The following is a 22,725-nucleotide window of genomic DNA, read 5'->3' as shown; positions in this document are numbered from 1 at the left end:
AGCAATTGTCGGTGGATTGGCAATTCTCAACCGCAGATGCTCGCATCCGCCTCAACCGTCTTTACCCACAAATAGAAAACTGACAGACCACTAGTTTATGGCATCATTAGCAGAGAATAGCAACAACAAATAGGGGTAAAAATTTTACCCCCAGAAAGTCGCGTATTATTTTAAGAATAGGTAGAAAAGGTTAGTACTCTTAGGTTAAATGACTTTCTAGCAAAGATGCGATCGCTTCAGGATGAATATTCTTGTATTTCTTTTTACCGAGGTGTAAAACACAGTTGGGAGCGCTGCTACAGCATTTTTGGCAACTGGTATGTTCAATGGTAACTTTGTCTAATAAACCGCGATCGCACAAAGTTTTTTCTAATTCTGATAATAACCCTTTACCACCACGTTTCAGGCAACCGCCCTTTTGACATACCATAATCCTCGCTTTGCTTTGAGGTGGTAAATCTTGCTTTGGACACGCATCAATTGGTGTCACCCGATAGGCTTTAATTTTAATTTTACTTGTGCGCGAATCTACCTTACTATGACCACAAATGCGAAGTTGCTGACCAGGAACTAAAGATGAACTTAGTAAACGGCGTAACTCTTTAGGCAGTTTAATATCTACATTTCCAGATGGAACTGCCAATTGCAAGTATTTATATTTTCCTGGTTCACCACCGACAAAACCTAGTAACTGTCCCTCAAGATTTAATTCTGATAACGTCAAATACTTATTACCCATAATTGATAAAAAGTTATTGGGGATTAGGGATTGGGGATTAGAGGTTGTTTGAAAAGTTTTTTTATACGCCTAACCCTTGGAGATCCCCCTAAATCCCCCTTAAAAAGGGGGACTTTGATTCCGGTTCCCCCCTTTTTAAGGGGGGTTAGGGGGGATCAACGAGTGCCTAAAATTACACTTAACTACTTTTCAAACAACCTCTTAGGGATTGGGGATTAGGGATTAGCGATTGGGTATTGGGTATTGAGAAAATATTCCTAAATATTTATTTCCTAGTCCCCAGTCCCTAGTCCCCAGTCCCCAGTCACTTTACGCGAGTCGTTTAGCTTCTACAGTTTGAGGTAAATTTGCTGTATCTGGCAAATCACGAAATTCTAATTCCCAACCATTTGCTAGGGTGAGAATCTTGCCATCAGTTCCATCAGTTTGTTTGACGACTTCTTCTTCCAGGTCTTTTTTAGCAACGTAAACGACTAAAGTACCGGCGTCATTCATGCGTAGCATTACTTTCATGAGATTCCTCAACAGATTCTAGTTCTTTTTTCATACAGCCGACGACGAACCCTGTTTCTAAGAAATGCACAGCATAGATATAGGAAGTCTGCAAATATGTGCCTATACTCGCTATGTAACCGATATCTCCCTTGTTTACTAAAACTTGGCCGACTTCCTTACCAGGAAAAGTACCATCGTTTTTTAGCAGTTTACGAACTCTGACTTTTTCACCAATTTCAAAAGCAGGTGGCAAGTTTAGTTCTAATTCATCGCGTTGCATGAGAGTACCTCTGTTCTCTGACCAAATTCAATAGTTCTTCTGTCGTCAAACTGCGTTTTTTCTGTACCGATTGATGGCGCACTGCGTCTAAAACAGATTGGGTTTCTTGGGGGTTCAAGAAAATTCCATGCTGTTCTAGCAAGTTAGCAACCAAATGCCGTCCAGAATGTTTACCTACTACTAAACGCCGTTCCCAACCCACCTCTTCGGGTGCAAATGGTTCGTAGGTGATGGGATTTTGTAAGACCCCATGAGCATGTATGCCAGATTCGTGAGCAAAGGTATTTTCGCCAACGATCGCTTTCCAAGGTGGTACATCGGCTCCTGATGCGGCTGCAACTAGTTGAGACAGTTCCAGCAAACTGGGTGTGTCAATGCCCAAATCAACGCCGTAGATGCGTTTAATTGCCATGACAACTTCTTCTAATGCTGCATTTCCCGCCCTTTCACCCAATCCGTTGACTGTGGTATTCACTGATGAGGCTCCAGCTTTGATACCCGCAAGAGCGTTGGCAGTTGCTAGACCAAAATCATTATGTGTGTGGATTTCTAAGGGAATCGTCAACGCTGAAACCAGTCGTTGGACTTTGGTGTAGGTGCTGAAGGGGTCGAGAACTCCTACGGTATCGCAGAAACGGAAGCGGGATGCACCCCATTCTTGGGCATAAAGTGCTACATCTAAGAGGAAGTTTTCATCAGCCCTGGAAGAATCTTCTCCGCCAACTGCTACCCAAAGACCTTGATCGAGGGCGAAGCTGATTGAGTCTTTAAGTTTTTGCAAACTTACTCGCCACTGACCATGAAATTTAGTGGCAATTTGGATACCAGAGACGGGAATGGCAATATGCACCCGATTTAAACCACAAGCGATGGAAGCCTTGATATCTGAGATGACAGCACGGTTCCAGCCCAAGAGTTTTGCTTGTAAACCTAAGTTAGAAATTGCGGCGATCGCACGTGTTTCTTCGTCACCCATTGCCGGTATACCGACTTCTAATTCTGGAATACCAATAGCATCGAGAAATTTAGCGATCGCTACTTTTTCTTCTAGGGTAAAGGCAACACCTGCTGCTTGTTCACCATCACGTAGTGTAGTGTCATTAATTATGATTTGATTCATTGCAAATATCCCTCTCTTGGAAGTATTCTTAATATCCTTTCTCTCTACAATCCCTAGTGATGGTAAATGCTAAAAATATCACAATTCATAATGTAGGATACATGATCCTTAATTATTGACCTATTAGCAGCATCACATCTGTATGGCAGGGAACTAAAACAATGTATAATTTACTAATCGTTTTTACCGATGTCAGTTGAAATATCTTTGAGTAGCAATGAACTAATATAGCTATTAGCAAATCCTGAACAAAGTAATACACAGAATCCAGCAATTAAGGATGTAATCATTTTCGTGACCTCGTTTTTTGTAGTGCATTTGAGTGTAATTTAGACAGGTAATGGTACTCAAAGCTAAAGGGTGCAAATTAGCTAACTGTGATCTGCTAGCCAATCAAAAATCTTTCCTAGTTGCTCCAAGTCAACTAAACCATACTGCCAGAGGAGCATCGGTAGTGGGCCATTTTCTAATTCACGGTGTCGCAGAGCTACAGCAATATCAGCATTTGAAAGTTCAAGTTCATTGTGCAAAAAATTGAGGAGTTTTATATCTCTATTCCGAGTCGCCATAATCGAACTTTCAATTTCTTAATTTGGGAAAAACTTAAAAATCAGAAATCCCAATTGTTATTTAGGAATTTCGTCTTTTTAATTGTTGCTATATGTCAGGGAAATTTCAGATTTAGCAGATTCAATAAAATATCAAACCCATTTGTTCCATCTCAGTCTGCAACAAATTCTGCTAGCGTACAGTAGCTTCAAACTCTAAACCTATTTGAGCTTTGTGCATCTATGAACAAAATGGATGAAGTGCAGTCTTTACGTCATGAATTCAAGATTAATAGTCTCTGAATTAGGTATGACGCAAAAACTCAAGATTCATGACTGTAATGCCAGCAACGCTCTAGCCACTCTAATAATTCGTGACGGGAAGCAAGAAATTGCATAACTATACTGCGAATCAGAATTACTTCAAGCAAATTGTTCACTTGCACTCGCAAAGAACCATCGGGGGGACAAGAACAATTAATTTTTAACTCTTGCAATCGGTGATAGATTCGCCAGCGATCGCTCAAAGGAATCTGCAAAACGTGATTTGTCATTTGTCATTTGTCCTTTGTCAGTTGTCATTTGTCATTTGCTAATGACCAATGACTAATGACTCTTAACGCCTAAAGTTTGCAGTTGTTTTTCGAGTTCTTCAATGCGCGAGAGCAAAGAACGAATTACGTCTGCTTCCACATCGGGTAGCTTGCCATGTTCTAAAGGAGAAAGGCTGGCGTTATCGTTCCGAGAAATAATTCGGCCCGGAACTCCCACCACAGTGCGATCGCTGGGGACATTCTGCAAGACAACGGAACCTGCACCAATACGGACGCGATCGCCAATTTGCAGATTACCTAAAACTTTCGCACCCGCCCCAATCACGGCATTTTTGCCGACTGTGGGATGACGCTTACCAGTTTCTTTACCAGTTCCGCCAAGGGTGACGCCCTGATAAATCAGTGTATAGTCGCCGACGATCGCAGTTTCGCCAATGACTACTCCCATTCCGTGGTCGATAAACACGCCCTGACCAATCTCTGCACCTGGGTGAATTTCAATTCCCGTCAAAAATCTCCCCAAATGAGAAATTAAGCGGGGGATAAAACCGACTCCTCGACAATGTAACCAGTGAGCAAGACGATGCAAACATAGTGCGTGCAATCCAGGGTAGCAAAACACCACTTCTAGCCAATTCCGCGCTGCTGGGTCGCGCTCAAAAATAATGCGAAAATCACTCAATAATGGCTCAAAGAAAGCACCAGAGAGTAAATTTTTCAACATGGATGTATGGGCAGAATCCTGCGTTTTGGTAGTCTGGCGATTGCTAATACTGTCTAAAGACTGTTGCATCGGTAATGTTTATCTGGTAAAAGAGTCATCTGCTATTTTTATGCTTATATCAGGTGACATCCAACTCGATACAAAACTCAATGCTGATTGGATTTATTGGATTGATTAAGGTTGTACTCAAACGCTAAAACCCCTACCGCAGATAAATTTAAAATTTGTCTGGGGATAGGGGCGCTAGTATTTAACGATGGGGGTACTAGTATTTTTGGGGCAGGGGTTAAGAATTTATGTTCACGCTACAAGAAACTTTACCCGTAAGCATTTGCTAAGATTTTATCAAGATATTTTGCAATATATTAAGCTGTACTCAGATGCACTCAAATATGAATTTGGTAAGGCTATAAATCTATTTTCTGTATCTCCTATTACTATTAGTATCTTATTATTTGGATAGGCGAAAGACAGGTTTCTTTATTTTCTCTTATGATTTGCTGTCTGTATGTATGTATACGTTTCAAAATATAGTTATCGCTCATCGCGACTGTTTTCTTATTATATAGATGTCTAGGGATAGCGATCGCAAAATCTTAGAGGATGTTTGAAAAGTCCTCTTCTTGGTAGCAAAACGTTTTATATCCCCCTAAATCCCCCTTAAAAAGAGCAGGGCTGTTCATTCCATTTCAAACACGGCACAGGATTGGTGGTGTTGAGAAACCGCTATCGCCCGATAAAAACATTAGGTGGTGGGGGATTTGGTAAAACTTATTTGGCAGAAGATATAGACAAACTAAATGAGCATTGTGTAATCAAGCAGTTTGCACCGCAAGTTCAGGGAACAGCATCACTAAATAAAGCCACAGAATTATTTGAGCAAGAAGCAAAGCGACTGCAACAGTTAGGCAAACATCCCCAAATTCCCACACTGTTGGCGTATTTTGACGAAGATAATCGCCTGTATTTGGTACAGGAGTTTATCGAAGGGCAGAATTTATTGGATGAATTAAAACAGCAGGGAATTTTCAACGAGCAAAAGATCAGAGAATTATTGCTTGATTTGTTAGAAATTCTCAAAACAGTTCATCAACAGAAAGTCATTCACCGCGATATTAAACCAGAAAATATCATTCGGCGCAGTGATGAGAAGTTGGTATTAATAGATTTTGGGATTTCCAAACAACTGACGATGACAGTAATTACTAATCCAGGAACCACTGTTGGTTCTCGTGGTTATGCCCCACGGGAACAAATGGAGGAAGGTCAGGCATATCCAGCAAGTGATTTATATAGTATCGGTGCAACTTGCTTTCACCTACTAAGTGGAATTCATCCTTGGATACTGTGGCAGCAACAAGGTTATGGCTGGGTTTCCTCGTGGGGAAAACATTTGCAGCAACCAGTAAGTCATAAATTAGAGCAGATTCTTGATGCTTTACTGCAAAAAGAGTATCAACAGCGTTATCAGTCAGTAGAGGAAGTTTCACAAAGTTTAAATTCACCATCACCAGCTTCAGTACGGCCAACCCAGCCTCTAATTACAACTCTTTTGTCACCACTACAAAAGCAATTTCAACAAAATACCAAGCTCAAAAAAAGATTACTCGTGGGTTTGGCTATTACCTTAGTGGCATTAATTGGCACTCAAGTCTATGGCTATATTCGCTATGGATTGTTTTTCACTAATCCAATATTTTTAGTTGAGAGCTTTCCTAGTAGTTTTTTTCTAGAAAGAACCCTCATAGGACATTCTGGGGTGGTTCGTTCCCTAGCCATCAGTCCAGATGGGAAGACCCTTGCCAGTAGTGGTAGCGGTGACAACACTATTAAAGTGTGGGATTTGTCTACGGGAAAGCAAATCCGTACCCTTGTAGGTCATACCCAATTGGTTTATTCCCTCAGCTTCATCTCAGATGGCAAAATGCTTGTTAGTGTTAGCGGTGATAATAAGATTAAACTGTGGAATCTGGCAACGGCAGAGCAAATCCGCACCCTTAATCTGCATTCTAAATCGTATGATTCTTTTACGATTAGCCCGGATAGCACAACCGTTGCCACCAGTAATAATGATGCTAATTCTAACAATATAATTGAACTGTGGAATCTGGCTACAGGAAAGCAAATTCTCACATTTACAGACAGAAAAACTGAAGTTCATTTATCGATTTTATCGCTCGCCATTAGCCCAGATGGCAAAATCCTTGCCAGTAGTAGTATGCTTCAGATTATCAAGCTGTGGAACCTAGAAACAGGAGAGGAAATCCGTACCTTTGCTGGTCATACCGCACCAATTTCTTCCGTTGCTTTTAGCCGAGATGGTAAAACCCTTGCTAGTGGTAGTGATGACAACATTATCAAACTGTGGAACATAGAAACAGGACAAGAAATCCGCACCCTTACTGGTCATACTGAACAAATTTTTTCCATTGCTTTTAGCCCAGATGGCAAGACCCTTGCTAGTGCTAGTATCGACAAAAATATTAAACTGTGGAACCTGGAAACAGGAGAGGAAATCCGTACCCTGATAGGTCATTCTGGGGGTGTTTTGTCTGTCGCCTTTAGCCCAGATGGCAAAACCCTTATTAGTGGTAGCGTTGACCGAACTATCAAAATTTGGCGGCTAAAGTAGTAAGTGCTGAGTTAGCAGATTTGAGTATTTAGCTAGACACAGAAGAATTAACCTAAACTAAAATCAAAATAACTTGCTACTAAATTTGAGAAAAACTATGGTTAATACCTATGACGACATCTTCGATGCTGCACTGTCCTTACCTCCAGGGTTAAGAGCAATGCTTGCTGAACATTTATTTAAAAGTTAAAAGTCTGGATGCTGAAAATCAAGCAGAAATAGATACTATTTGGGCAGAAGAAGCAGAGAAAAGATTTCAAGCTGTTGAACACGGGGAAGTTAATTTAATTCCTGGTGAACAAGTATTGCGAGAGCTACGTTCTAGGAGTAAGTAATGGCTTATAATTTTCATCCTGATGCCAAACAGGAATTAGATGATGCTGTTGCTTACTATGACAATATCAGCCGCGACATGGGAGACGCATTTATTGCCGAAGTTGAACGTACTCTCAATCGTATTGAACAGTTCCCACAAGCATAGACTCAATTATCAAAGAATACAAGACGCTGCCGCATAGCCAGTTTTCCCTATGGGATAATTTATGCCATCAAAGAGCAGCAAATTTTAATAGTTGCAATCATGCACCTTCAGCGTCAGCCAAATTACTGGACTAATAGAATCTGAATTAATAGCTTAATCAAGATTACGTGGATCTATCTCATCACAGTTCTATGATAGAAACAAGCCACACTATGGTTTAACTTATGTCTTCCCCTGTTCTAGAAAAACCTGCGAATTACGAGACTTCCTACGTTCTTCTGTACAATGTCAGTTGGGAACAGTTAGAACAGCTTGATGTCGCCCTTGCAGGAACAAGCGCACGACTAACTTATTTAGATAATATTCTCGAAATTATGTCCCCACTTTCTGACGACCACGAGGACAGTGAAAAAACTCTGGCGATGTTGCTGGAAGTCTATATGCGGGCAAAGAATATCTGCTTTTATGGACGGGGAAGTGCAACCATCGGTAAAAAGTCAGACAAAACTCGACGAGAACCAGATGAGTCTTATAATTTAGGCACAAAAAAACCTATTCCCGATTTAATTTTGGAAATAACTGTCACGAGTGGCGGAATTAATAAGCTAGAAATTTATCGGCGGTTGCGAGTACCTGAAGTTTGGTTTTGGGAAGATGGTTTATTATCAGTTTATTGTTTGCAAGGTGACAGCTATATAAAAGTCTCTAAAAGTACTTTATTGCCTGATTTGGATTTGGATTTATTAGCGAAATATGCGCTAATGGCTGACCAATATGATGCTGTGACTGAATATAGTGAGATAATCGCTAAGGAATATTAATTCAGGAATTGAATAATCACAACATAAACTTAAATCTTGATTATCTGGATCTATGCCAAGCGATGATCGCACAGGTAACAAGTAAAATTAATCAACAACACAGGATTATTCATCCTGATGATTACTCTCTTGCTGGACTCTTTGAGCGATCGCTCATTATCATTCATCTGTAATTGAGTAATAATGGTTATTTTATTTCTAGAATTTTGTTGTCATTACCGTGAAAGAAATTTCAATCATCATCATCGCCAAATAGCGATGATAAATCTCGATAACCACTAATCACTACGTTACCCTCTTGGGACGCTTCCAATCCAATACGTGCTTCCATCTGAAGTTCTTCCAGTCGTCCTTGATATATCTCTTCTTCTTGCTGTTCTAGTAGTTTTATTCCTGCAACAATAACGTCAACGGCATTATGATATTTACCGCTTTTTAGTTGGCGTTGTAGCAGGGCTTCTACCTCTGGGGGCAAAAAGATTTGCATGGAATTTTTTCAGAGTCAGGATTAACTCCATTTTAAGCGGTAAGCAAGGATGATTGTGGAAATTTTCACGTCTTTAGTCCAAGGGTTGCACAGGATAAAGCAACTTGGAAGCAAATTGTGACATAAAGAGTACCAGCTTTCCAGAGCATCAAAATTCATAAATTATTTGCCTAATAAGGCATAATACCGTAATCAAGATTATCTGGATCTTGCAACAGTTTTTAAGCCTGGAGTCTTTTTTGATGCAGTCTTGACATAATCATAAACTGTCAAACTACTAGTCATAACTTCGCTACCAACTGCCATGAGAGTATCATCTACCTGTTCAGTGAGTTGCTGCATTGAGATTAAAAGTTCAGTAAGCGCAGTGGCTAATTGATAATCTTGAACCAGTTCTTCAACATCAAAAGTGGCTGGCAGAATTTCACGGTTAGATTGAGCAGCAGTGACGCTATTGCTTACAAAAGCCAGACTTTTATCGCCCATTTTTACCAACTTGCGCCGTTCTTCAGCACTGAGAGTAACTAAAAAGGGTAGCTTTTGTTGAATTTTCTGTAGCGCGGCTTTGATTTCTTGAATATCTTGTGCGGAAAGAGAGCCTGTGATGTTTTGATAGGACATTGTATATTTACCTGAGTAACTCTGATTGTGAAGTAGCAATAGTTGCTAATCATAGAGTTCCCTTTGCTAAAAGAAATTGCACATTTTTTTGTAATTTTTAGTTTATCAAGGTGTGCGATCGCAGCCTAATACACTGAAAATGCTTGGTAGCAAAAAGCAAGATATACAACGAGCTGCAGATAGATATATTTGTTTGTAATTTTGAGTATAGTAGCCTGGAACATCACTGAACTTAACTTAGATTTAAATCCTCGACTTATTGAATAAGTTGAAGATATGAGTTATTATCTGCTCGGTTACGTAACAGTAGTTACAAGTAACATGAGGAGACAAATATACTTAGGGAAGTATTCTCACAAACTAATATCCTTAAGTAAGTTTTGTTTAGACTCTCGAAAAAAATCGGCAATTCGAGAGTTCTTGTGTAATTTACATCACTTCAGGCTAGAAGGAAGTTCAAAATGGGTGTGTTTTTCCTAAATCCAACAAAGATGCTCAGACGCATATTATCTGCATCGCTAGTTAGTTTAATCCCTGCACTTACTAGTTTGATGTCCTTAGAGGTTTTGTCCACCGCAGCCTTCGGACTACCGCCTGCTGCATCTGTTCAAACCAAGGTGAAAGTTCCTAATACAATGAACTATTGGCCTTTCAATATTAATCGTTACTTGAAAGTGCCGCCCAACTTCTCTGCATCTGTTTATGCTCGCATTCCGAGCGCTCGCTTTATAGCAGTTGCTCCCAATGGCGATCTCTTAGTGTCACAGCCGAGTACAGGTAAGGTGTTAATTGTCCGCTCAAATGGCACGAGAGATCCGATTATCTCTAACTTCGTAACGGGTCTACGCAGACCACACGACATTGTGTTTCATAAGATTGACAACATCACATACGTTTATATCTCTGAGACTCATCAAATTAACCGCTTCACCTACAACAATGGAGACATAATCGGCAGAAATCGCCAAGTTGTCGTATCTGGCTTACCAGATAGCAGCACATCAGAACTCAGAGGTGCTTATGGTCACGAACTGAAAAATATCGCCCTTGATTCCAATCACAAACTGTACGTGTCGATCGCCTCTACATGCAATGCTTGTACGCAAGATACTGTCAGCAACCCAAAGCGTGGTGCGATTTACCAGTACAACGCAGATGGAAGCAATCGGCGGCTTTTTGCCCAAGGTTTACGTAATGCCGAAGGATTAGCATTCTTACCTAATACCAATGATCTTTGGGTAGTCGTTAATAATCGAGATAACATCGCCTATCCCTTCAACGATGGCAGTGGTAAATACGGTAGGGTTATCCCGTCATACGTTGACAACCACCCACCAGAGGAGTTTACGAAAGTCCGAGATGGCGGTAACTATGGTTGGCCATTCTGCAACCCCAATCCTGACACATCAAATGGCGTCAACAATATGCCCTTTGACCGTGACTATCAGTTCAATGCTGATGGACGTGTTAATTGCAACGCCTTGGACAGAATTAGCAAGGGTATCCAAGCCCATTCGGCTCCTTTGGGACTAACATTCTTGCAAAATACCAGGTTTTCCAGCCTATACTCAAATGGGGTAGTGGCGGGGTTACATGGTTCATGGAATCGGCAGACAAAAACGGGCTACAAAATAGCTTACTTTCCTTGGAACAGTGCGACAAGAACCCCAGGGCAGGAAATAGAACTAGTCAGCGGTTGGCTAGTTCCAGGAACGCAAGAAATTTGGGGACGACCGGTAGATATAGCAGTAGATCAGCAAGGTAATTTGTTAATTTCAGATGACTACAGTGGCACGATTTACAAGCTTTCCTACAACGTCTCCAACAACATCGTCCCCAACACGCCGTCATCACAACAGGTTACAGTCTACAGAGACCGTAATTTTGCTGGAGTTTCTCAGTCTTTTCCGACAACTCCAGGAGTATACAAAGCCAACCAAGGCGGGTTAAATGTTGTCGGTAATGACACTATTAGCTCATTACGTGTACCTGCTGGTACAGTGGTACGTGTATGCCAAAATGAAACTGGTGGTGTATGCCGTGAGTATAGCGCTGGTGATTATAACTACGTTGGAAATGACTTGGATAACATAATATCGTTTATACAGGTCAGGTAGTGCCCAATTTTCTTTGCAAATTTGGGATACTCTTCTGCTTCACCTAAACTGTAGAGATGCAAAATTAGAATGGGGTTCGCCCTGCTAACGCATCTCTACCAGTAGTTTTGGGCTTACAGCAGTTTTCATGTATTTGAACCACATCTGTTGTCACGGTACAGCAATGCTCATTGGTGTCAACTTAAGCTGTAACCCTTTCCAAATCTCGTTTCTAGCCTCTGGCTGGAAATGCTGCTCATAACCTCTCAAAGCGATCGCCTCGAAAGTTTACCGAAAGTGCGATCGCTTACATTGGGTGACTGTAAGGACTTTCAAATAAAAAAATACTCAAAAAACTGGCGAAAAAACTCTCTCCTCCTTATTCCTCTGTATTCTCTGTGCCTCTGTGGTAGCCTACGGCAAGCCGCTCCGCGTCTACGTTTATTTGGATAATTTATTTCTTGGAAGTCCCTAAATAACCACGTAACTTAGCACAACTGTATCCAATTAAATCCTCTAGGTTATTTAAGTAAGCCCAGAGTTTTACGGTCTTGTCATAACTAGCAGAAGGGATGGTCTATTTTTTAACCAACATTACCCGCAGACAACACTTGTTCAACTGTAAGTGCAATATCTGGGAAAGTTACAGACACAATTTGCTGACTCCCGCTAAACTCTTTTTCCTCGTACAATCCTTCTGACAACAATAAAATCGTAATTTTTGACTCTATTGGATCTACAATCCAATATTCAGGAATCTCTAACGCTGCATATTCAGAACGTTTATATCGATAATCGCGTTTTACTGAATCAGGACTGACAACTTCCACTACTAATATCGGCGCAGACTGACAAACAGCAGACTCATCAAGGAATTCCATTACCTGTTCAGCCGTCACAACATAAACATCAGGCAATCTTGACTTTCGCCATCCCGTTCTTACCCCTGCCTCTCTAAAACATAGCCAAGGTAAACTCAAGCGATTGATTTCTGTGTCAAATGTCTGCTCAAGGAATTTAGCAAGTAGTAAATGTCTAAAAGTTGGTGGATTCATACGTTCTAGTTTCCCATCCACCAGTTCATAACGGCTATCAGTACCATCGTTATAAGCGAGATATTCTTCAAAAGAGTATAGACGCTCTGTAGTTGTCTGTGTCATCGCGCAACTTTTAAATAAAGGTTTTTTTGAGGTAGTATTCAAAAAATCATGAGGAATTGCTTGAATTACTGACTCATCAACGATGGGTGCATCAGGATTGAATGCACTTTGTTCAGGTAAAGGAAACAACCACTGAATGTAATCGTGGGCACACTCTAATTCTTCAAAATTCCAAGTCCACATTTCTTGAATCGTGCGACCTTCTGAATCTTGTTGCTCCCCTAAGTAAAAAGGAACAAGCATTGCAGTTAGTTGTTTCTGATGATTCATTGGAAACTACCTATAACCTGACTTAAGGTATTGCTAGTTTAAAAATTATGCCACTATTTAAGTAAAAGCCCTCTGAAAATAGGTTGTTTTTTTCGCGCCGACTTACTTAGACGTAAGTGTTTTATACTTTTGACTTAACTGCTGGCTGTGATGTTTGTAAAGTCTGAGGCAAACTCCAGTCGGGACGCAAGTTAGCGGCGTTGCGTAAATAGATATGGTGAATTGAGGCGGAGGCTGGTAGATAGGCGTGAATTAAGAACCGAATGCAGCGCTGTAAGCTGCCTTCAACGTGCATTTGCTGCACATCCAACATGGCTACATTATCCCAACCAGGACGCGATCTAGCGATCGCAGCCGGGAAAATCGCATCCAAATCGCGTGTCACAGAGAAAGTCACACTGATCATGTCCTTCGGCTGGAATTGATTTCGGTTTTCCAGTTCATCTAGTAGTTCTGTAACTACCTGTTGAATTACCTCAACAGTATTTTCTGAAGCGGTTGTTGCTCCGCGAATAGCCCGCATTTGCCAGTCCACGCCAAAATCCTCCTTAAAACACAAAAGTGAGGAATTAGGAGTTGAGAATGAGAAGTTAAGATTTTTAACTTATAACTCCTCACTCATAACTCCTAACTCATGACTCCTAACTCATGACTCCTAACTCATATTAGGGTCGATATAACCACAGAGGCAAACCACTAGTAGAGACTTCAAATTCGAGCCAATCAATTCCAGATCGAATTCCTGATGAAAACTGACGACTTCCTGGTAGAAGGCGACTCAATAAGGGTTTACGTTCTTCTAGGGTATAGCAGAGAGTTTTTTCTGGATCAAGACCGACCAGTTCTGCTGTCCAGCGACGGGCATCTTCTTCAGTGCCCAGGCGATCGACAACACCCAAGGCTAGGGCTTGCTGTCCAGTAAAAATCCGACCATCGGCGAAACTTTTCACAGCTTCTATTGTTAAAGAACGGCCATCTGCTACCGTTTGGACAAACTGCTGATAACTTGTGTCAATCAACTCTTGCAGGATGATTTCTTCTGGTTGAGTAAGTTGCCGATCAAAAGCCAAAATGTCTTTGTAAGGGCCAGACTTAATTACCTGGAAGGAAACACCGATTTTTTCTAGCAAGCGTTCTAAGTTATTTCCACGCAGAATCACACCAATACTACCCGTAATCGTACCTGGGTTGGCGACGATGTGTTCGGCTCCCATGCCGATGTAGACTCCTCCAGAAGCCGAAATATTGCCAAAGCTAGCGACGATTTTGATTTTTTCGCGCAAACGCTTCAGGGCGCTGTAGATTTCTTGGGAATCTCCGACTGTACCGCCAGGACTATCGATACGGAGCAATAATGCCGGAAACTTTTTTTCTTCTACAGTTTTCAAGGCTTCTAGGACGCGTTTGCGAGTAGCACCGGCGATCGCACCAGTAATTTCAATCCGCGCAATTTGTTTTTTAAACTTGGGCTTAAACGGCCATACCATGAGCTGTCAACATACCTCGTAATAAATTCAATATAAGATGCCTAACGGTCAAACGACCTGCTTTGCTCTGTTAAGAAACATGAGCAGGCATTGTGAGCATCAGGATTTTAAGGAAATTTTTATATTTTTTAGTGAGTTTTATTTGATATTCTCAATAAATGCTATTGAACCTCACACGACTCTTAGTGACGAGTGTGCGGCTTGAATGCATCAAATCCTTTCAGATTGCAGCTAATAAAAAATACCAAACTCTAGTTTAGCGTTAACTTGGTAATTTAGAAAGACTATTTTAGCTATTTGACAAAATTAAAAATTCCTAAACCATTAGTATTCTAGGTTTTTAAACTGGTTGAAAATTATTTGCCTATAGTCGCGCACCTTTACTAGTTGTTAGTAATTAATCACTAATAACTAAAAATAATAAATATTTAATCAATTACTTCGACACTCTATTTAATTAATAAAAATTCATTCCGCAGCACTAACCTCTATTGGGGGTTAAGGTCGGTAGTACTTTCAATCTTGGAAATATCACTTTTTCCTCTCTTCTAAAGCCCAATAATCTCCTGACAAAGCTATTTCACTACTCAAGAATCTATTCGTAATATTTGATACCGATAACATACGAACATATCAAACAGTCCCCCAACGAAACTACAGGTCAAGCTAATTACGAATAATCCGCGTAGGGGGGTTCCACTGCCGAAGGTGGCGAGAAAACGCATAATCTGAGTAGCAAGTGCTTCAGTTAACTCTTGTAAGCCAGGGAAGTGGCCAATGAGGGATATAAAGAGCAACCCGCCGCCAACGAAGAACATGGGAGCGACAAAACTAAAAATGATTGTAAGTACTAGGGAGCGGAGAAAGTTAGTCAAAATAGTCATTTAGGACACACTCCGTGAGTAGAGATGACAAGAGCTAGATAGCGGTTTGTCATTTTCTACAATACGTGCGATCGCTCCAGAGCAGACAATCTGTCAAGAATCTTAAGTTTTCATTAAAAGAAACGGTTATCAGTTACAGCCCATGCTGGGCATATTATAAACGGCTCAAATCTGTAAAACTCTTGCAAAATTAAGGTTATAGCAAAGAGTACCACTTATTTATTACTTTTTAGCACCTTTAATAACAGCTTCATTTTCTGAGAGCATCTTTAATCTAAGTTAATGTTTCGCCTTATTAGGGGAGTCGGAAGTCGGGAGTGGGGGACAAGGGGGAATTATTGAACAAGTCTCTCCCTTGTCTACCTTGTCTCTTCTCAATCCCCATTCCCCATTCCCCATTACTTCCGCTATTCTTAAGGCAGTTACCGAGTTAGCTACAGAACATTGAACCAGACTACATCCAAATCCAGTTTAAGGGAATGGAGTCAGCGATTGCTGGCAGCGATTTTTCTGGGTGGGCAAGTACTAGTTCACCTATTGAGAGGCAAAATCCATCGGCGCAACACCTTAGAACAAATGGCGGCAGTTGGGCCAGATTCCTTATTTATTGCCCTACTAACAGCTATTTTCGTTGGTGCTGTGTTTACCATTCAGGTGGCGCGGGAATTTATCAACTTTGGCGCAGGAAACATTATCGGCGGAGTGCTTTCTGTTGCGTTGACACGAGAACTCGCTCCCGTGTTGACAGCAGTGGTTTTGGCGGGGCGAGTCGGTTCTGCCTTTGCAGCAGAAATCGGTACTATGCGAGTCTCAGAACAAATCGATGCTATGTTGATGTTAAAAACAGATCCAATCGATTACCTGGTTATTCCCCGTGTCCTTGCTTGCTGTTTAATGCTGCCAATTTTAACCCTTCTATCTTTGGTGACAGGGATGTTTGGGGGATTAATAATTGCGACAAATATCTACAATCTATCTGATACGGTCTTTCTAGACTCAGCCCGTAACTTTCTTGGTATCTGGGATATTTTTAGCGCCATGATTAAGGCGTGTTGCTTTGGTATTTTAATCGCCGTAATTGGTTGCAGTTGGGGGTTGACGACAACAGGAGGTGCTAAAGGTGTAGGACAGTCAACTACAACTGCTGTTGTGACTGCCTTACTAATTATATTTGTGAGCAACTTCTTTCTTTCTTGGTTGATGTTTCAGGGAACTGGCAGTGCATTCATCGGGCTATAAAAGTGAGGAGTCAGAAGTTAGGAGTTATGAGTTAAAACTTCTCACTCCTAACTCTTAACCAGAGATGCTACAGCAGGAAATAGTGCGTACTTAAAGTTATGAGTTAAAACTTCTAACTCCTAACTCTTATCCTGACTCCTGACTCCTGACTCCTAAAATAAGAGATATGCCTACTAAATAAAGCAGGGTTTAAGACTTTGACTAGTTTATTTACTTCTAACTCCACATCCACTGTGGAACTCAAGCCTAGTTACAATATACCTATAGTATTGGTGATTGCCGCGATTCCACTACTGTTGGTACAACCGTGGATAGGCTCCATTTTCACGCTGTTTGGTTTGTTTCTCATGTTTCAGGCGTTAACGCTGCGTTTGCGATTTACCGTCACCGACTTAGATATTTACAGAGGTGAAAAGTTGATTCGGCGCTTTCCTTATCAGGAATGGCAAAACTGGCGGATATTCTGGAATAGAGTCCCCATCCTGTTTTATTTTAAAGAAATTAAAAGCATTCACTTTTTGCCAATTTTATTTGACCCCAAGACCTTGAAAACTTGCTTAGAAAAACGTTGTCCGCGTTTTTAGTGCTGAGTGCCATCTGTGCTGAGTCGTTTTGATATAAACTCGTAACTTAGTACTCATGCTCAGGATTTTTATGGCAGGTCAATTGTAATATTTCTGAAAGCTATTTATTCGCGTCATCGGAATTACACTATTGTTTATGAACCTAGAGGCATCTCAAACCCCAGAACCAAGTGATGAGCAATTGACAGAAAAACCAGAAGAGAACAATGCAGTTGAACATCCAGTAAATTCATCTGTTGAGTCAGTGCTAGAAACAGAAGCCATTAGCTCATCAGAAGGCTACACGACTTTTGAGCCACTTATTTCTAATGCAGAAGTGGTAGATTCTACAGTAGAGCTAACAGAAAATTCAAATGGCGAGTTTGTAGCGCAGTTAGAAGCGGAAAATGTCGCGCTGGGGTCTGAAATAGGATCGGGAAATAATTCATTATATGCAGAAGCAGAGCAGCGAGTGGCAGAGTTGCAAAGCGCTGAAGCATCTCTTAAGGAAGAAATAGCCAAGCTGCAAGCTTCTTATGAAAACCTGCAAGCACAGGTGAGTGAAACTCAAACCTCACTGGGACGAATTGTACAAGAGTCACTATTGCAGTTAGAACAACGCAAGCAAACTCTGCAAATTTCTGTCGAACAACTAGAACGCCGTCAAGAACGTATCCGCAATGAGATGCGAACTACTTTTGCTGGTACATCTCAAGACTTGGCTATTCGGGTGCAGGGTTTTAAAGACTATCTCACGGGTAGTTTACAAGATTTGGCTGTTGCTGCTGAACAGTTGCAACTGACCCCAAGTGTTGTGGTAGAACGAGAAAAACCAGCTGTAAAAGAGGCTAAACCTGTTGAATCCCAGCCTGGAATACCCCAATTTGCCCAACAGCAGTTTCAAGATACTACCAAGCAAATTCGCCGTCTAATTGACCAATACCGCAATAAACCAGATTATTATGGGCCACCCTGGCAACTACGCCGTACCTTTGAACCAATCCATGCTGAACGAATCTCTAACTGGTTTTTTACCCAAGGGGGACGGGGTGGTTTGCGGACAATGGGTAGCCGCTTGCAAAATATTCTGATTGCCTCAGCTGCAATTTCAATATTACACAAGCTGTATGGCGATCGCGTCCGTACTTTAGTCTTAGCTAATACACCGGAGCGATTAGGTGAATGGCGGCGTGGTTTGCAAGACTGTCTCGGAATCGGTCGCCCAGATTTCGGCCCAGACCGGGGTGTGGTATTATTCGAGGCATCTGATGCTCTTGCTCAGAAAGCAGAGCGATTGACGAAAGCCAATCAACTGCCCTTAATTATCATTGACGATTCAGAAGAACAAATAAGTTTGTCACTGCTGCAATTTCCCCTATGGTTAGCCTTTGCTCCTGACCCCAAAACAGTGAGAAACTATGATGATGATTTTTAAATGAGTCATTGGTCATTGGTCATTAGTCAAGAGGTATTACTCTTGACTTTTTTAAATTTTGAATTTTGAATTGTATTATGGCTATTTGGTTAACTTTGTGCGGGGCAATTGTAGTCATAGCTTACCTGCTGGGTTCTTTTCCCACTGGCTACATTGCTGTGAAGCAGTTAAAAGGTATTGATATTCGGGCAGTTGGTTCAGGTTCTACTGGCGCAACTAATGTACTAAGAACCTTGGGGAAAGGGCCAGGAGCATTGGTTTTAGTACTTGATTCCTTAAAAGGAGTATTAGCGATCGCTCTAGTTTACTGGTTGTTCAACTTTGCCACAATTAAAAATTTTATCCCTCCAACGGTAGATGCACAACTATGGCAACCGTGGGTTGTAACTTTAACTGGGTTAGCTGCCATCCTGGGACACAGTAAATCAATTTTTTTAGGCTTTACTGGTGGTAAATCCGTTGCTATCAGCTTAGGGATTTTGTTGGCAATGAGTTGGCAGATAGGTTTAGCAACAGCGGGTGTATTTGCCGTGGTTGTGGCGATATCGCGGATTGTCTCTTTGAGTTCAGTTGCAGGTGCGATCGCAGTTTCCATTTTCATGGTACTTTTGCATCAACCCTTACCCTATATTCTGTTTGGGATTGCTGGTGGATTGTATGTGATTTTGCGCCATCGCACTAATATCGAACGACTGCTAGCAGGAACAGAACCAAAAATTGGGCAAACTGTAGCGACAGAACCCGAACAAACTGTATTATAGGTCAAGCTATGCCGAAGGCGTTGCTTCTAGAAGAGAAGGCTTTACGCTGCGCTATCCGCCAGTCGCAATTCATTCTGTTAGCGGTAGCGGGGCGTTTAGCCCATTCTGACTCCTGAATTCTGTTTGATAATTACTCCATTGCTGTTTTCAGCTTATGGACGAACGTTACCTTTAATTAAACGGTGGAAAAGACGGCAAGGCCACAAAAAAGCTCCACAAATGCTTACTGAGGCGATGGCTGCGACAACTCGCCAACTCGAATTAGGCTCGGTGGAAGATTCTGAAGAATTAGCTTGTGTACTTTTAGCTAGTTCTAGCATTGAATGAGATAGCTGACTGGCTGTACTCACCCCTTCAATCGCTGCTCCAATTAGATAAGCTACTAGGGCAATTACTAGCCAGTGATTCATAATATTGCACTGTTACTCTGGACGTATACTTCTTGGCAATGACCAATCATTTGATTTATCGTATTAATGATTGCCGCCTTGCCCTAAAGATAATCGGCCTTCAGCCGTATCGCGAATTAGGGGCAGTTTAGATTTTATGTAAGTGTTGAGAGTTGTATCTGCCTGGGCATCAAGCCCTTGCTTCGCTTTTAACTGCTGGAGGAGCAATTGTATTAAAGCAGCATCATCAAACTGGAGCAGGGTGCTGACTTGGGTAGACTCGATTACAGCCCAAAGCTGTTGCATCATTTTAGCAGTTACCATGAAGCCTGTAACCTCTTAAGCTTTTCTTTATATTTACACTAATTTTGAATTTGTGGTTAGTTTTTATCTGAAGATTTATAAAGATGTAGGTTGTAAAAGCTTTATTAAGTAGGCAGGCATCAATTAAATATACAGCAGAATTCAGAAGTCAGAATGGGCTACGCCCCGCTGCGCTAAGAGGAGTTAGAAATAAAACAGGCTTTGTAATCGGGATTTTAACCCCATCACAAAACTTCATTACGTTATATCAATTTTGTCTGAAGATGCACAGAATATTAAACGAACCGCCAACGCGGAGCGTCTCGAAGAGAAGAGCGCCAAGAATAGAGAGTTACTCATTTAGTGCAGCTTCACATTAAATTGGTATTAGCAAGTCAGTGAGCGTCATTACGAATTACGAATTATTTTATTGTGAAACTCTCGCACAAGCGCCTTCTTGACCAGAAGGATCGGGGAAAATTGCTAAAGTATGATATTCAGGACTATCTGTTTTATATATCACTTTAAAAGTATACAACTTGTTTTTACCTTGAGCTTCAGTAATAACTGTTAAAAGTGTATTGCTCGTGTTAGGAAGTCCAGGAATATCCAGTTTTTTAATTCGTCTGAGTTGAATTACATTCGCGGCTGAGTTTTTACAATCTCCTGAACTAGTATTAGGTTTTAGACCAAACTGCATACATACCGGGCCATCAAAATCCATAGTTACCTGTGATGGATCGTTTAACCAAACTTTTTTAATTACTTCTCCAGCCGGAATAAAGCTTAAGTTTGTCCCTTGCTCATACCAAACGTTGATTGTCGGTATTAATCCCCCTAAACCTTGCGCTTGGCAGGAAAATATAGAACGCAAAACGGCGTTATTAGCTACAGCACGACCTACCAATAAGAACATAGCAACCGAGAAAATTAAGGAAGCTATAGGTAGGAAATAATAAAGGGTATTTCCTGGCAATTTAGTATTCTTTTTCATGGTTGCAAATATCTAAAATTGGTATAAATCCTACCTCTTAAAACTGGGTTACTTGATTAACGTATACTTCAACATTTGTGCCTGCTGGCAAAAACCAAATGTTAGTTTGCTGTGACATTTGGGCGATCGCCTGTTGGTTACGTTGAGCAATTTGGGGTACTACAGAGTTCAAACCACCTTCTACAACCCCGGCTGCAAGGTTGCGTCTATTTTGAGTAACAGTAGTAAGTTGGCTGGAGCTACTGGTAGAGCCGTCGGCGTTGGTAACTGTTGAAATAAGTGGTTGGAGTTCAGTATCGGGACGATTTATTAACTCTGCCGCTTTCCCAACGCCTCCCAAAACAAATAGTCCTAGATCCATTGATGCTATAGACGAGCTTTGACTAGGAAATTTATTGGCTACTAAAGGTTTACCTTGGGTAGCACGAAGAATAATTGCATTGTTGGGTAAGCTTCGTTCTAGAGGGTTGCCATTATTTTGCGAAATAACTTTAACTACGTTCATCTGCAAAAGACCTTGTTCGGAGAGGGAACTAATTTCAGCTAGGAATTCGGTGTTTGCAGGTAGAGCCGGAGAACCATCGGTAGATTTGAGCGGTTCTTGCAATCGGATCACAAATACATTTTTTCCTTCGCCTGTTTCACCACCACCACCTGACTTATTAGAAGTTTCCCCAAATATTGCTGTCGCCAACACCGCTTTGGCACTAGTCCCGACTGCTACAGATTTCTGTCCCTGGGGTTGAGCTTGACTAACCATAGGAGTTTGCGGTTGTGGGGTTTGCTCAGGATTGGGGTTTGGTGTCTGTGGCTGTGTATTATTCTGTGGCTGGGCACTATTTACAGGTTCCAAAGTAGCTATATTACTAGTAGGTTGATTGCTAGCATTTACTTGGCCATAGCTACCTAATTTTGCTAACCTTGCCCACTCATCAAATGGGCTTGGTGGAGATGGTGGAGTTATATTAACTACCGGTTGAGTGTTTGGTCTGACAACTGGTAGTTGGGCTGATGTGAAAGGTTGAGAAGGAGTTACACGAACGATACGCTCAGTTACCGTCGGAGGTACGTAAGCTGTTGGTGGGGGTGTTGGAATCACTTTTTGTCTAACTGACGGTTGTTGTAAGACTATTGTCTGTGTTGATTTGGCAATTCTCAGCTGTTGTTGGGCAGCTTTCACCATCTGTGCTTGTTCAGTCAGGGCTAATTTCGTTTTGAGAGTGTCTACTTCAGCTTCTAGCTGTTGAGATTTCGATTCAGTAGTGGGTTGCTGTTGCACTGGTACAGAAACAAGATTTTTGGGCTTTTGACTGCTGGTACTCATCAATTTGGACAAAAACACACCACCCAACAAAACGATCGCTAAGGTAGCAGCCCCTACCAAACCTAACTTTGCAAAGGGATTCGATGAGAGTGGTTGCTTAGTCTGAACTTCTTGTGGTTGATAAACCGACTCTGGCGGCGTTGCCGAGTCTTCTGAACCTTGGTTAGCGGTAGAAGAAGATTCCTCTTCAAAGCCGACTAACCTTGACATCCGTGATTCCCAATCTAAAGATTCTACTTCTGGTTGGCGATCGTCGGTGCTGAGAGTAAATCCATTTTGGGGAGGAGTTTCCGCAGGAATTGAGTATCGAGTCATAGT

The 22,725-nt window shown here is 41.4% G+C and carries 27 protein-coding genes and 2 pseudogenes; 11 read left to right on the top strand and 18 right to left on the bottom strand.

Annotated elements, in window-relative coordinates; translation table 11 throughout:
* Window positions 1-199: 199 nt before the first annotated feature.
* From V7L07_RS13455 to cysE, 7 genes are all read right to left on the bottom strand, one after another.
* Window positions 200-739, bottom strand: coding sequence for a (2Fe-2S) ferredoxin domain-containing protein (locus V7L07_RS13455; RefSeq protein WP_335058504.1), 540 nt, complete (start codon window positions 737-739; stop codon window positions 200-202).
* A gap of 309 nt (window positions 740-1,048) precedes the next feature.
* Window positions 1,049-1,252, bottom strand: a complete 204-nt coding sequence (gene nifT, locus V7L07_RS13450) for a putative nitrogen fixation protein NifT (protein ID WP_335058502.1) — start codon at window positions 1,250-1,252, stop codon at window positions 1,049-1,051.
* Complete coding sequence (locus tag V7L07_RS13445) at window positions 1,227-1,514, bottom strand: nitrogen fixation protein NifZ (protein WP_094327372.1); 288 nt, start codon at window positions 1,512-1,514, stop codon at window positions 1,227-1,229. The genes nifT and V7L07_RS13445 overlap by 26 nt, the downstream gene beginning before the upstream one ends.
* Window positions 1,501-2,634: a homocitrate synthase gene (gene nifV / locus V7L07_RS13440; protein WP_335058500.1), complete on the bottom strand. Its 1,134-nt coding sequence runs from the start codon at window positions 2,632-2,634 to the stop codon at window positions 1,501-1,503. Before nifV ends, V7L07_RS13445 begins: the two co-directional genes overlap by 14 nt.
* A gap of 371 nt (window positions 2,635-3,005) precedes the next feature.
* Window positions 3,006-3,203, bottom strand: a complete 198-nt coding sequence (locus tag V7L07_RS13435) for a DUF2949 domain-containing protein (RefSeq protein ID WP_179064190.1) — start codon at window positions 3,201-3,203, stop codon at window positions 3,006-3,008.
* 302 nt (window positions 3,204-3,505) lie between these two features.
* Window positions 3,506-3,736, bottom strand: coding sequence for an Asr1405/Asl0597 family protein (locus V7L07_RS13430; RefSeq protein ID WP_335058498.1), 231 nt, complete (start codon window positions 3,734-3,736; stop codon window positions 3,506-3,508).
* A 52-nt stretch (window positions 3,737-3,788) separates the two neighbouring features.
* Window positions 3,789-4,529 carry a serine O-acetyltransferase gene (gene cysE / locus V7L07_RS13425; RefSeq protein WP_335058496.1) on the bottom strand — a complete coding sequence of 247 codons (741 nt, stop codon included), beginning with the start codon at window positions 4,527-4,529 and terminating at the stop codon, window positions 3,789-3,791.
* Between the two features lie 643 nt (window positions 4,530-5,172).
* On the opposite strand from cysE, the gene V7L07_RS13420 reads away from it, so the two are divergent.
* From V7L07_RS13420 to V7L07_RS13400, 6 genes and pseudogenes are all read left to right on the top strand, one after another.
* Entirely contained in the window at window positions 5,173-7,092 is a 1,920-nt protein-coding gene (locus V7L07_RS13420; protein ID WP_335058494.1) for a serine/threonine-protein kinase, read from the top strand.
* Window positions 7,093-7,256: 164 nt separating this feature from the next.
* Window positions 7,257-7,427: an addiction module protein gene (locus V7L07_RS13415; RefSeq protein WP_335058492.1), complete on the top strand. Its 171-nt coding sequence runs from the start codon at window positions 7,257-7,259 to the stop codon at window positions 7,425-7,427.
* Complete coding sequence (locus tag V7L07_RS13410) at window positions 7,427-7,573, top strand: type II toxin-antitoxin system RelE/ParE family toxin (protein ID WP_335058490.1); 147 nt, start codon at window positions 7,427-7,429, stop codon at window positions 7,571-7,573. Before V7L07_RS13415 ends, V7L07_RS13410 begins: the two co-directional genes overlap by 1 nt.
* A 24-nt stretch (window positions 7,574-7,597) precedes the next feature.
* Window positions 7,598-7,717: pseudogene (locus V7L07_RS33480) on the top strand (type II toxin-antitoxin system RelE/ParE family toxin); the annotation flags it as partial.
* Window positions 7,718-7,797: 80 nt separating this feature from the next.
* Window positions 7,798-8,394: a Uma2 family endonuclease gene (locus V7L07_RS13405; protein ID WP_335058488.1), complete on the top strand. Its 597-nt coding sequence runs from the start codon at window positions 7,798-7,800 to the stop codon at window positions 8,392-8,394.
* Window positions 8,395-8,402: 8 nt separating this feature from the next.
* Window positions 8,403-8,567: a hypothetical protein gene (locus V7L07_RS13400; RefSeq protein WP_335058486.1), complete on the top strand. Its 165-nt coding sequence runs from the start codon at window positions 8,403-8,405 to the stop codon at window positions 8,565-8,567.
* Window positions 8,568-8,626: 59 nt separating this feature from the next.
* Here V7L07_RS13400 and V7L07_RS13395 read toward each other — a convergent pair whose 3' ends face one another.
* Window positions 8,627-8,881, bottom strand: a complete 255-nt coding sequence (locus V7L07_RS13395) for a ribbon-helix-helix domain-containing protein (protein WP_335058484.1) — start codon at window positions 8,879-8,881, stop codon at window positions 8,627-8,629.
* A 198-nt stretch (window positions 8,882-9,079) separates the two neighbouring features.
* Complete coding sequence (locus V7L07_RS13390) at window positions 9,080-9,502, bottom strand: hypothetical protein (RefSeq protein WP_335058482.1); 423 nt, start codon at window positions 9,500-9,502, stop codon at window positions 9,080-9,082.
* Window positions 9,503-9,963: 461 nt separating this feature from the next.
* On the opposite strand from V7L07_RS13390, the gene V7L07_RS13385 reads away from it, so the two are divergent.
* Window positions 9,964-11,619, top strand: a complete 1,656-nt coding sequence (locus V7L07_RS13385) for a PQQ-dependent sugar dehydrogenase (protein WP_335058480.1) — start codon at window positions 9,964-9,966, stop codon at window positions 11,617-11,619.
* Window positions 11,620-12,182: 563 nt separating this feature from the next.
* Here the strand turns inward: V7L07_RS13385 and V7L07_RS13380 are convergent.
* The 5 genes and pseudogenes from V7L07_RS13380 to V7L07_RS13360 all read right to left on the bottom strand — a co-directional run bounded on the left by V7L07_RS13380 (window position 12,183) and on the right by V7L07_RS13360 (window position 15,399).
* Window positions 12,183-12,758 (bottom strand): Uma2 family endonuclease, encoded by a 576-nt coding sequence (locus V7L07_RS13380; RefSeq protein ID WP_335058512.1) that lies wholly within the window; start codon window positions 12,756-12,758, stop codon window positions 12,183-12,185.
* A 63-nt stretch (window positions 12,759-12,821) separates the two neighbouring features.
* A pseudogene (locus V7L07_RS13375) lies at window positions 12,822-13,001 on the bottom strand (opioid growth factor receptor-related protein); the annotation flags it as partial.
* Window positions 13,002-13,149: 148 nt separating this feature from the next.
* On the bottom strand, window positions 13,150-13,563 hold the full coding sequence (gene aroH / locus V7L07_RS13370; RefSeq protein ID WP_335058479.1) for a chorismate mutase: 414 nt from the start codon (window positions 13,561-13,563) through the stop codon (window positions 13,150-13,152).
* 130 nt (window positions 13,564-13,693) lie between these two features.
* The gene (sppA, locus tag V7L07_RS13365) at window positions 13,694-14,515 is read right to left on the bottom strand and encodes a signal peptide peptidase SppA (protein ID WP_335058478.1); all 822 of its coding nucleotides are present in this window, start codon (window positions 14,513-14,515) and stop codon (window positions 13,694-13,696) included.
* Window positions 14,516-15,102: 587 nt separating this feature from the next.
* Window positions 15,103-15,399 (bottom strand): hypothetical protein, encoded by a 297-nt coding sequence (locus V7L07_RS13360; protein WP_334953161.1) that lies wholly within the window; start codon window positions 15,397-15,399, stop codon window positions 15,103-15,105.
* A 444-nt stretch (window positions 15,400-15,843) separates the two neighbouring features.
* Between V7L07_RS13360 and V7L07_RS13355 the strand changes: the two genes are divergently transcribed.
* The 4 genes from V7L07_RS13355 to plsY all read left to right on the top strand — a co-directional run bounded on the left by V7L07_RS13355 (window position 15,844) and on the right by plsY (window position 19,397).
* Window positions 15,844-16,638 (top strand): MlaE family lipid ABC transporter permease subunit, encoded by a 795-nt coding sequence (locus V7L07_RS13355; RefSeq protein ID WP_292845267.1) that lies wholly within the window; start codon window positions 15,844-15,846, stop codon window positions 16,636-16,638.
* 197 nt (window positions 16,639-16,835) lie between these two features.
* Window positions 16,836-17,222 carry a DUF3119 family protein gene (locus V7L07_RS13350; RefSeq protein ID WP_335058476.1) on the top strand — a complete coding sequence of 129 codons (387 nt, stop codon included), beginning with the start codon at window positions 16,836-16,838 and terminating at the stop codon, window positions 17,220-17,222.
* 136 nt (window positions 17,223-17,358) lie between these two features.
* Window positions 17,359-18,636, top strand: coding sequence for a DUF3086 domain-containing protein (locus V7L07_RS13345; protein ID WP_335058474.1), 1,278 nt, complete (start codon window positions 17,359-17,361; stop codon window positions 18,634-18,636).
* Between the two features lie 77 nt (window positions 18,637-18,713).
* A complete protein-coding gene (gene plsY, locus V7L07_RS13340; protein WP_335058472.1) occupies window positions 18,714-19,397 on the top strand; it encodes a glycerol-3-phosphate 1-O-acyltransferase PlsY in 684 nt (227 codons plus the stop codon).
* A 152-nt stretch (window positions 19,398-19,549) separates the two neighbouring features.
* Here plsY and V7L07_RS13335 read toward each other — a convergent pair whose 3' ends face one another.
* The 4 genes from V7L07_RS13335 to V7L07_RS13320 form a co-directional block, all read right to left on the bottom strand.
* Window positions 19,550-19,807: a hypothetical protein gene (locus tag V7L07_RS13335; protein WP_335058470.1), complete on the bottom strand. Its 258-nt coding sequence runs from the start codon at window positions 19,805-19,807 to the stop codon at window positions 19,550-19,552.
* A gap of 63 nt (window positions 19,808-19,870) precedes the next feature.
* On the bottom strand, window positions 19,871-20,110 hold the full coding sequence (locus V7L07_RS13330) for a hypothetical protein (RefSeq protein ID WP_179063724.1): 240 nt from the start codon (window positions 20,108-20,110) through the stop codon (window positions 19,871-19,873).
* A gap of 406 nt (window positions 20,111-20,516) precedes the next feature.
* On the bottom strand, window positions 20,517-21,083 hold the full coding sequence (locus V7L07_RS13325; protein WP_335058468.1) for a hypothetical protein: 567 nt from the start codon (window positions 21,081-21,083) through the stop codon (window positions 20,517-20,519).
* A gap of 37 nt (window positions 21,084-21,120) precedes the next feature.
* Entirely contained in the window at window positions 21,121-22,722 is a 1,602-nt protein-coding gene (locus V7L07_RS13320; protein ID WP_335058466.1) for a hypothetical protein, read from the bottom strand.
* Between the last annotated feature and the right edge of the window lie 3 nt (window positions 22,723-22,725).

Origin of the sequence: Nostoc sp. (assembly GCF_036916985.1) — a bacterium.
GTDB lineage: Bacteria > Cyanobacteriota > Cyanobacteriia > Cyanobacteriales > Nostocaceae > Nostoc.
Note: the sequence above shows the minus strand (reverse complement) of the source record. Positions and strands in the feature narration are given on the sequence as shown.

What these genes read in the sequence shown, in the direction of transcription:
- nifT (WP_335058502.1), bottom strand. Translation starts at nt 1,252, where the DNA reads ATGAAAGTAATGCTACGCATGAATGACGCCGGTACTTTAGTCGTTTAC.
- sppA (WP_335058478.1), bottom strand. Translation starts at nt 14,515, where the DNA reads ATGGTATGGCCGTTTAAGCCCAAGTTTAAAAAACAAATTGCGCGGATT.
- V7L07_RS13445 (WP_094327372.1), bottom strand. Translation starts at nt 1,514, where the DNA reads ATGCAACGCGATGAATTAGAACTAAACTTGCCACCTGCTTTTGAAATT.
- plsY (WP_335058472.1), top strand. Translation starts at nt 18,714, where the DNA reads ATGGCTATTTGGTTAACTTTGTGCGGGGCAATTGTAGTCATAGCTTAC.
- V7L07_RS13385 (WP_335058480.1), top strand. Translation starts at nt 9,964, where the DNA reads ATGGGTGTGTTTTTCCTAAATCCAACAAAGATGCTCAGACGCATATTA.
- V7L07_RS13455 (WP_335058504.1), bottom strand. Translation starts at nt 739, where the DNA reads ATGGGTAATAAGTATTTGACGTTATCAGAATTAAATCTTGAGGGACAG.
- V7L07_RS13330 (WP_179063724.1), bottom strand. Translation starts at nt 20,110, where the DNA reads ATGGTAACTGCTAAAATGATGCAACAGCTTTGGGCTGTAATCGAGTCT.
- V7L07_RS13320 (WP_335058466.1), bottom strand. Translation starts at nt 22,722, where the DNA reads ATGACTCGATACTCAATTCCTGCGGAAACTCCTCCCCAAAATGGATTT.
- V7L07_RS13395 (WP_335058484.1), bottom strand. Translation starts at nt 8,881, where the DNA reads ATGCAAATCTTTTTGCCCCCAGAGGTAGAAGCCCTGCTACAACGCCAA.
- V7L07_RS13405 (WP_335058488.1), top strand. Translation starts at nt 7,798, where the DNA reads ATGTCTTCCCCTGTTCTAGAAAAACCTGCGAATTACGAGACTTCCTAC.
- V7L07_RS13390 (WP_335058482.1), bottom strand. Translation starts at nt 9,502, where the DNA reads ATGTCCTATCAAAACATCACAGGCTCTCTTTCCGCACAAGATATTCAA.
- cysE (WP_335058496.1), bottom strand. Translation starts at nt 4,529, where the DNA reads ATGCAACAGTCTTTAGACAGTATTAGCAATCGCCAGACTACCAAAACG.
- V7L07_RS13360 (WP_334953161.1), bottom strand. Translation starts at nt 15,399, where the DNA reads ATGACTATTTTGACTAACTTTCTCCGCTCCCTAGTACTTACAATCATT.
- V7L07_RS13325 (WP_335058468.1), bottom strand. Translation starts at nt 21,083, where the DNA reads ATGAAAAAGAATACTAAATTGCCAGGAAATACCCTTTATTATTTCCTA.
- V7L07_RS13435 (WP_179064190.1), bottom strand. Translation starts at nt 3,203, where the DNA reads ATGGCGACTCGGAATAGAGATATAAAACTCCTCAATTTTTTGCACAAT.
- V7L07_RS13345 (WP_335058474.1), top strand. Translation starts at nt 17,359, where the DNA reads ATGAACCTAGAGGCATCTCAAACCCCAGAACCAAGTGATGAGCAATTG.
- V7L07_RS13410 (WP_335058490.1), top strand. Translation starts at nt 7,427, where the DNA reads ATGGCTTATAATTTTCATCCTGATGCCAAACAGGAATTAGATGATGCT.
- V7L07_RS13335 (WP_335058470.1), bottom strand. Translation starts at nt 19,807, where the DNA reads ATGAATCACTGGCTAGTAATTGCCCTAGTAGCTTATCTAATTGGAGCA.
- nifV (WP_335058500.1), bottom strand. Translation starts at nt 2,634, where the DNA reads ATGAATCAAATCATAATTAATGACACTACACTACGTGATGGTGAACAA.
- V7L07_RS13380 (WP_335058512.1), bottom strand. Translation starts at nt 12,758, where the DNA reads ATGACACAGACAACTACAGAGCGTCTATACTCTTTTGAAGAATATCTC.
- V7L07_RS13430 (WP_335058498.1), bottom strand. Translation starts at nt 3,736, where the DNA reads ATGACAAATCACGTTTTGCAGATTCCTTTGAGCGATCGCTGGCGAATC.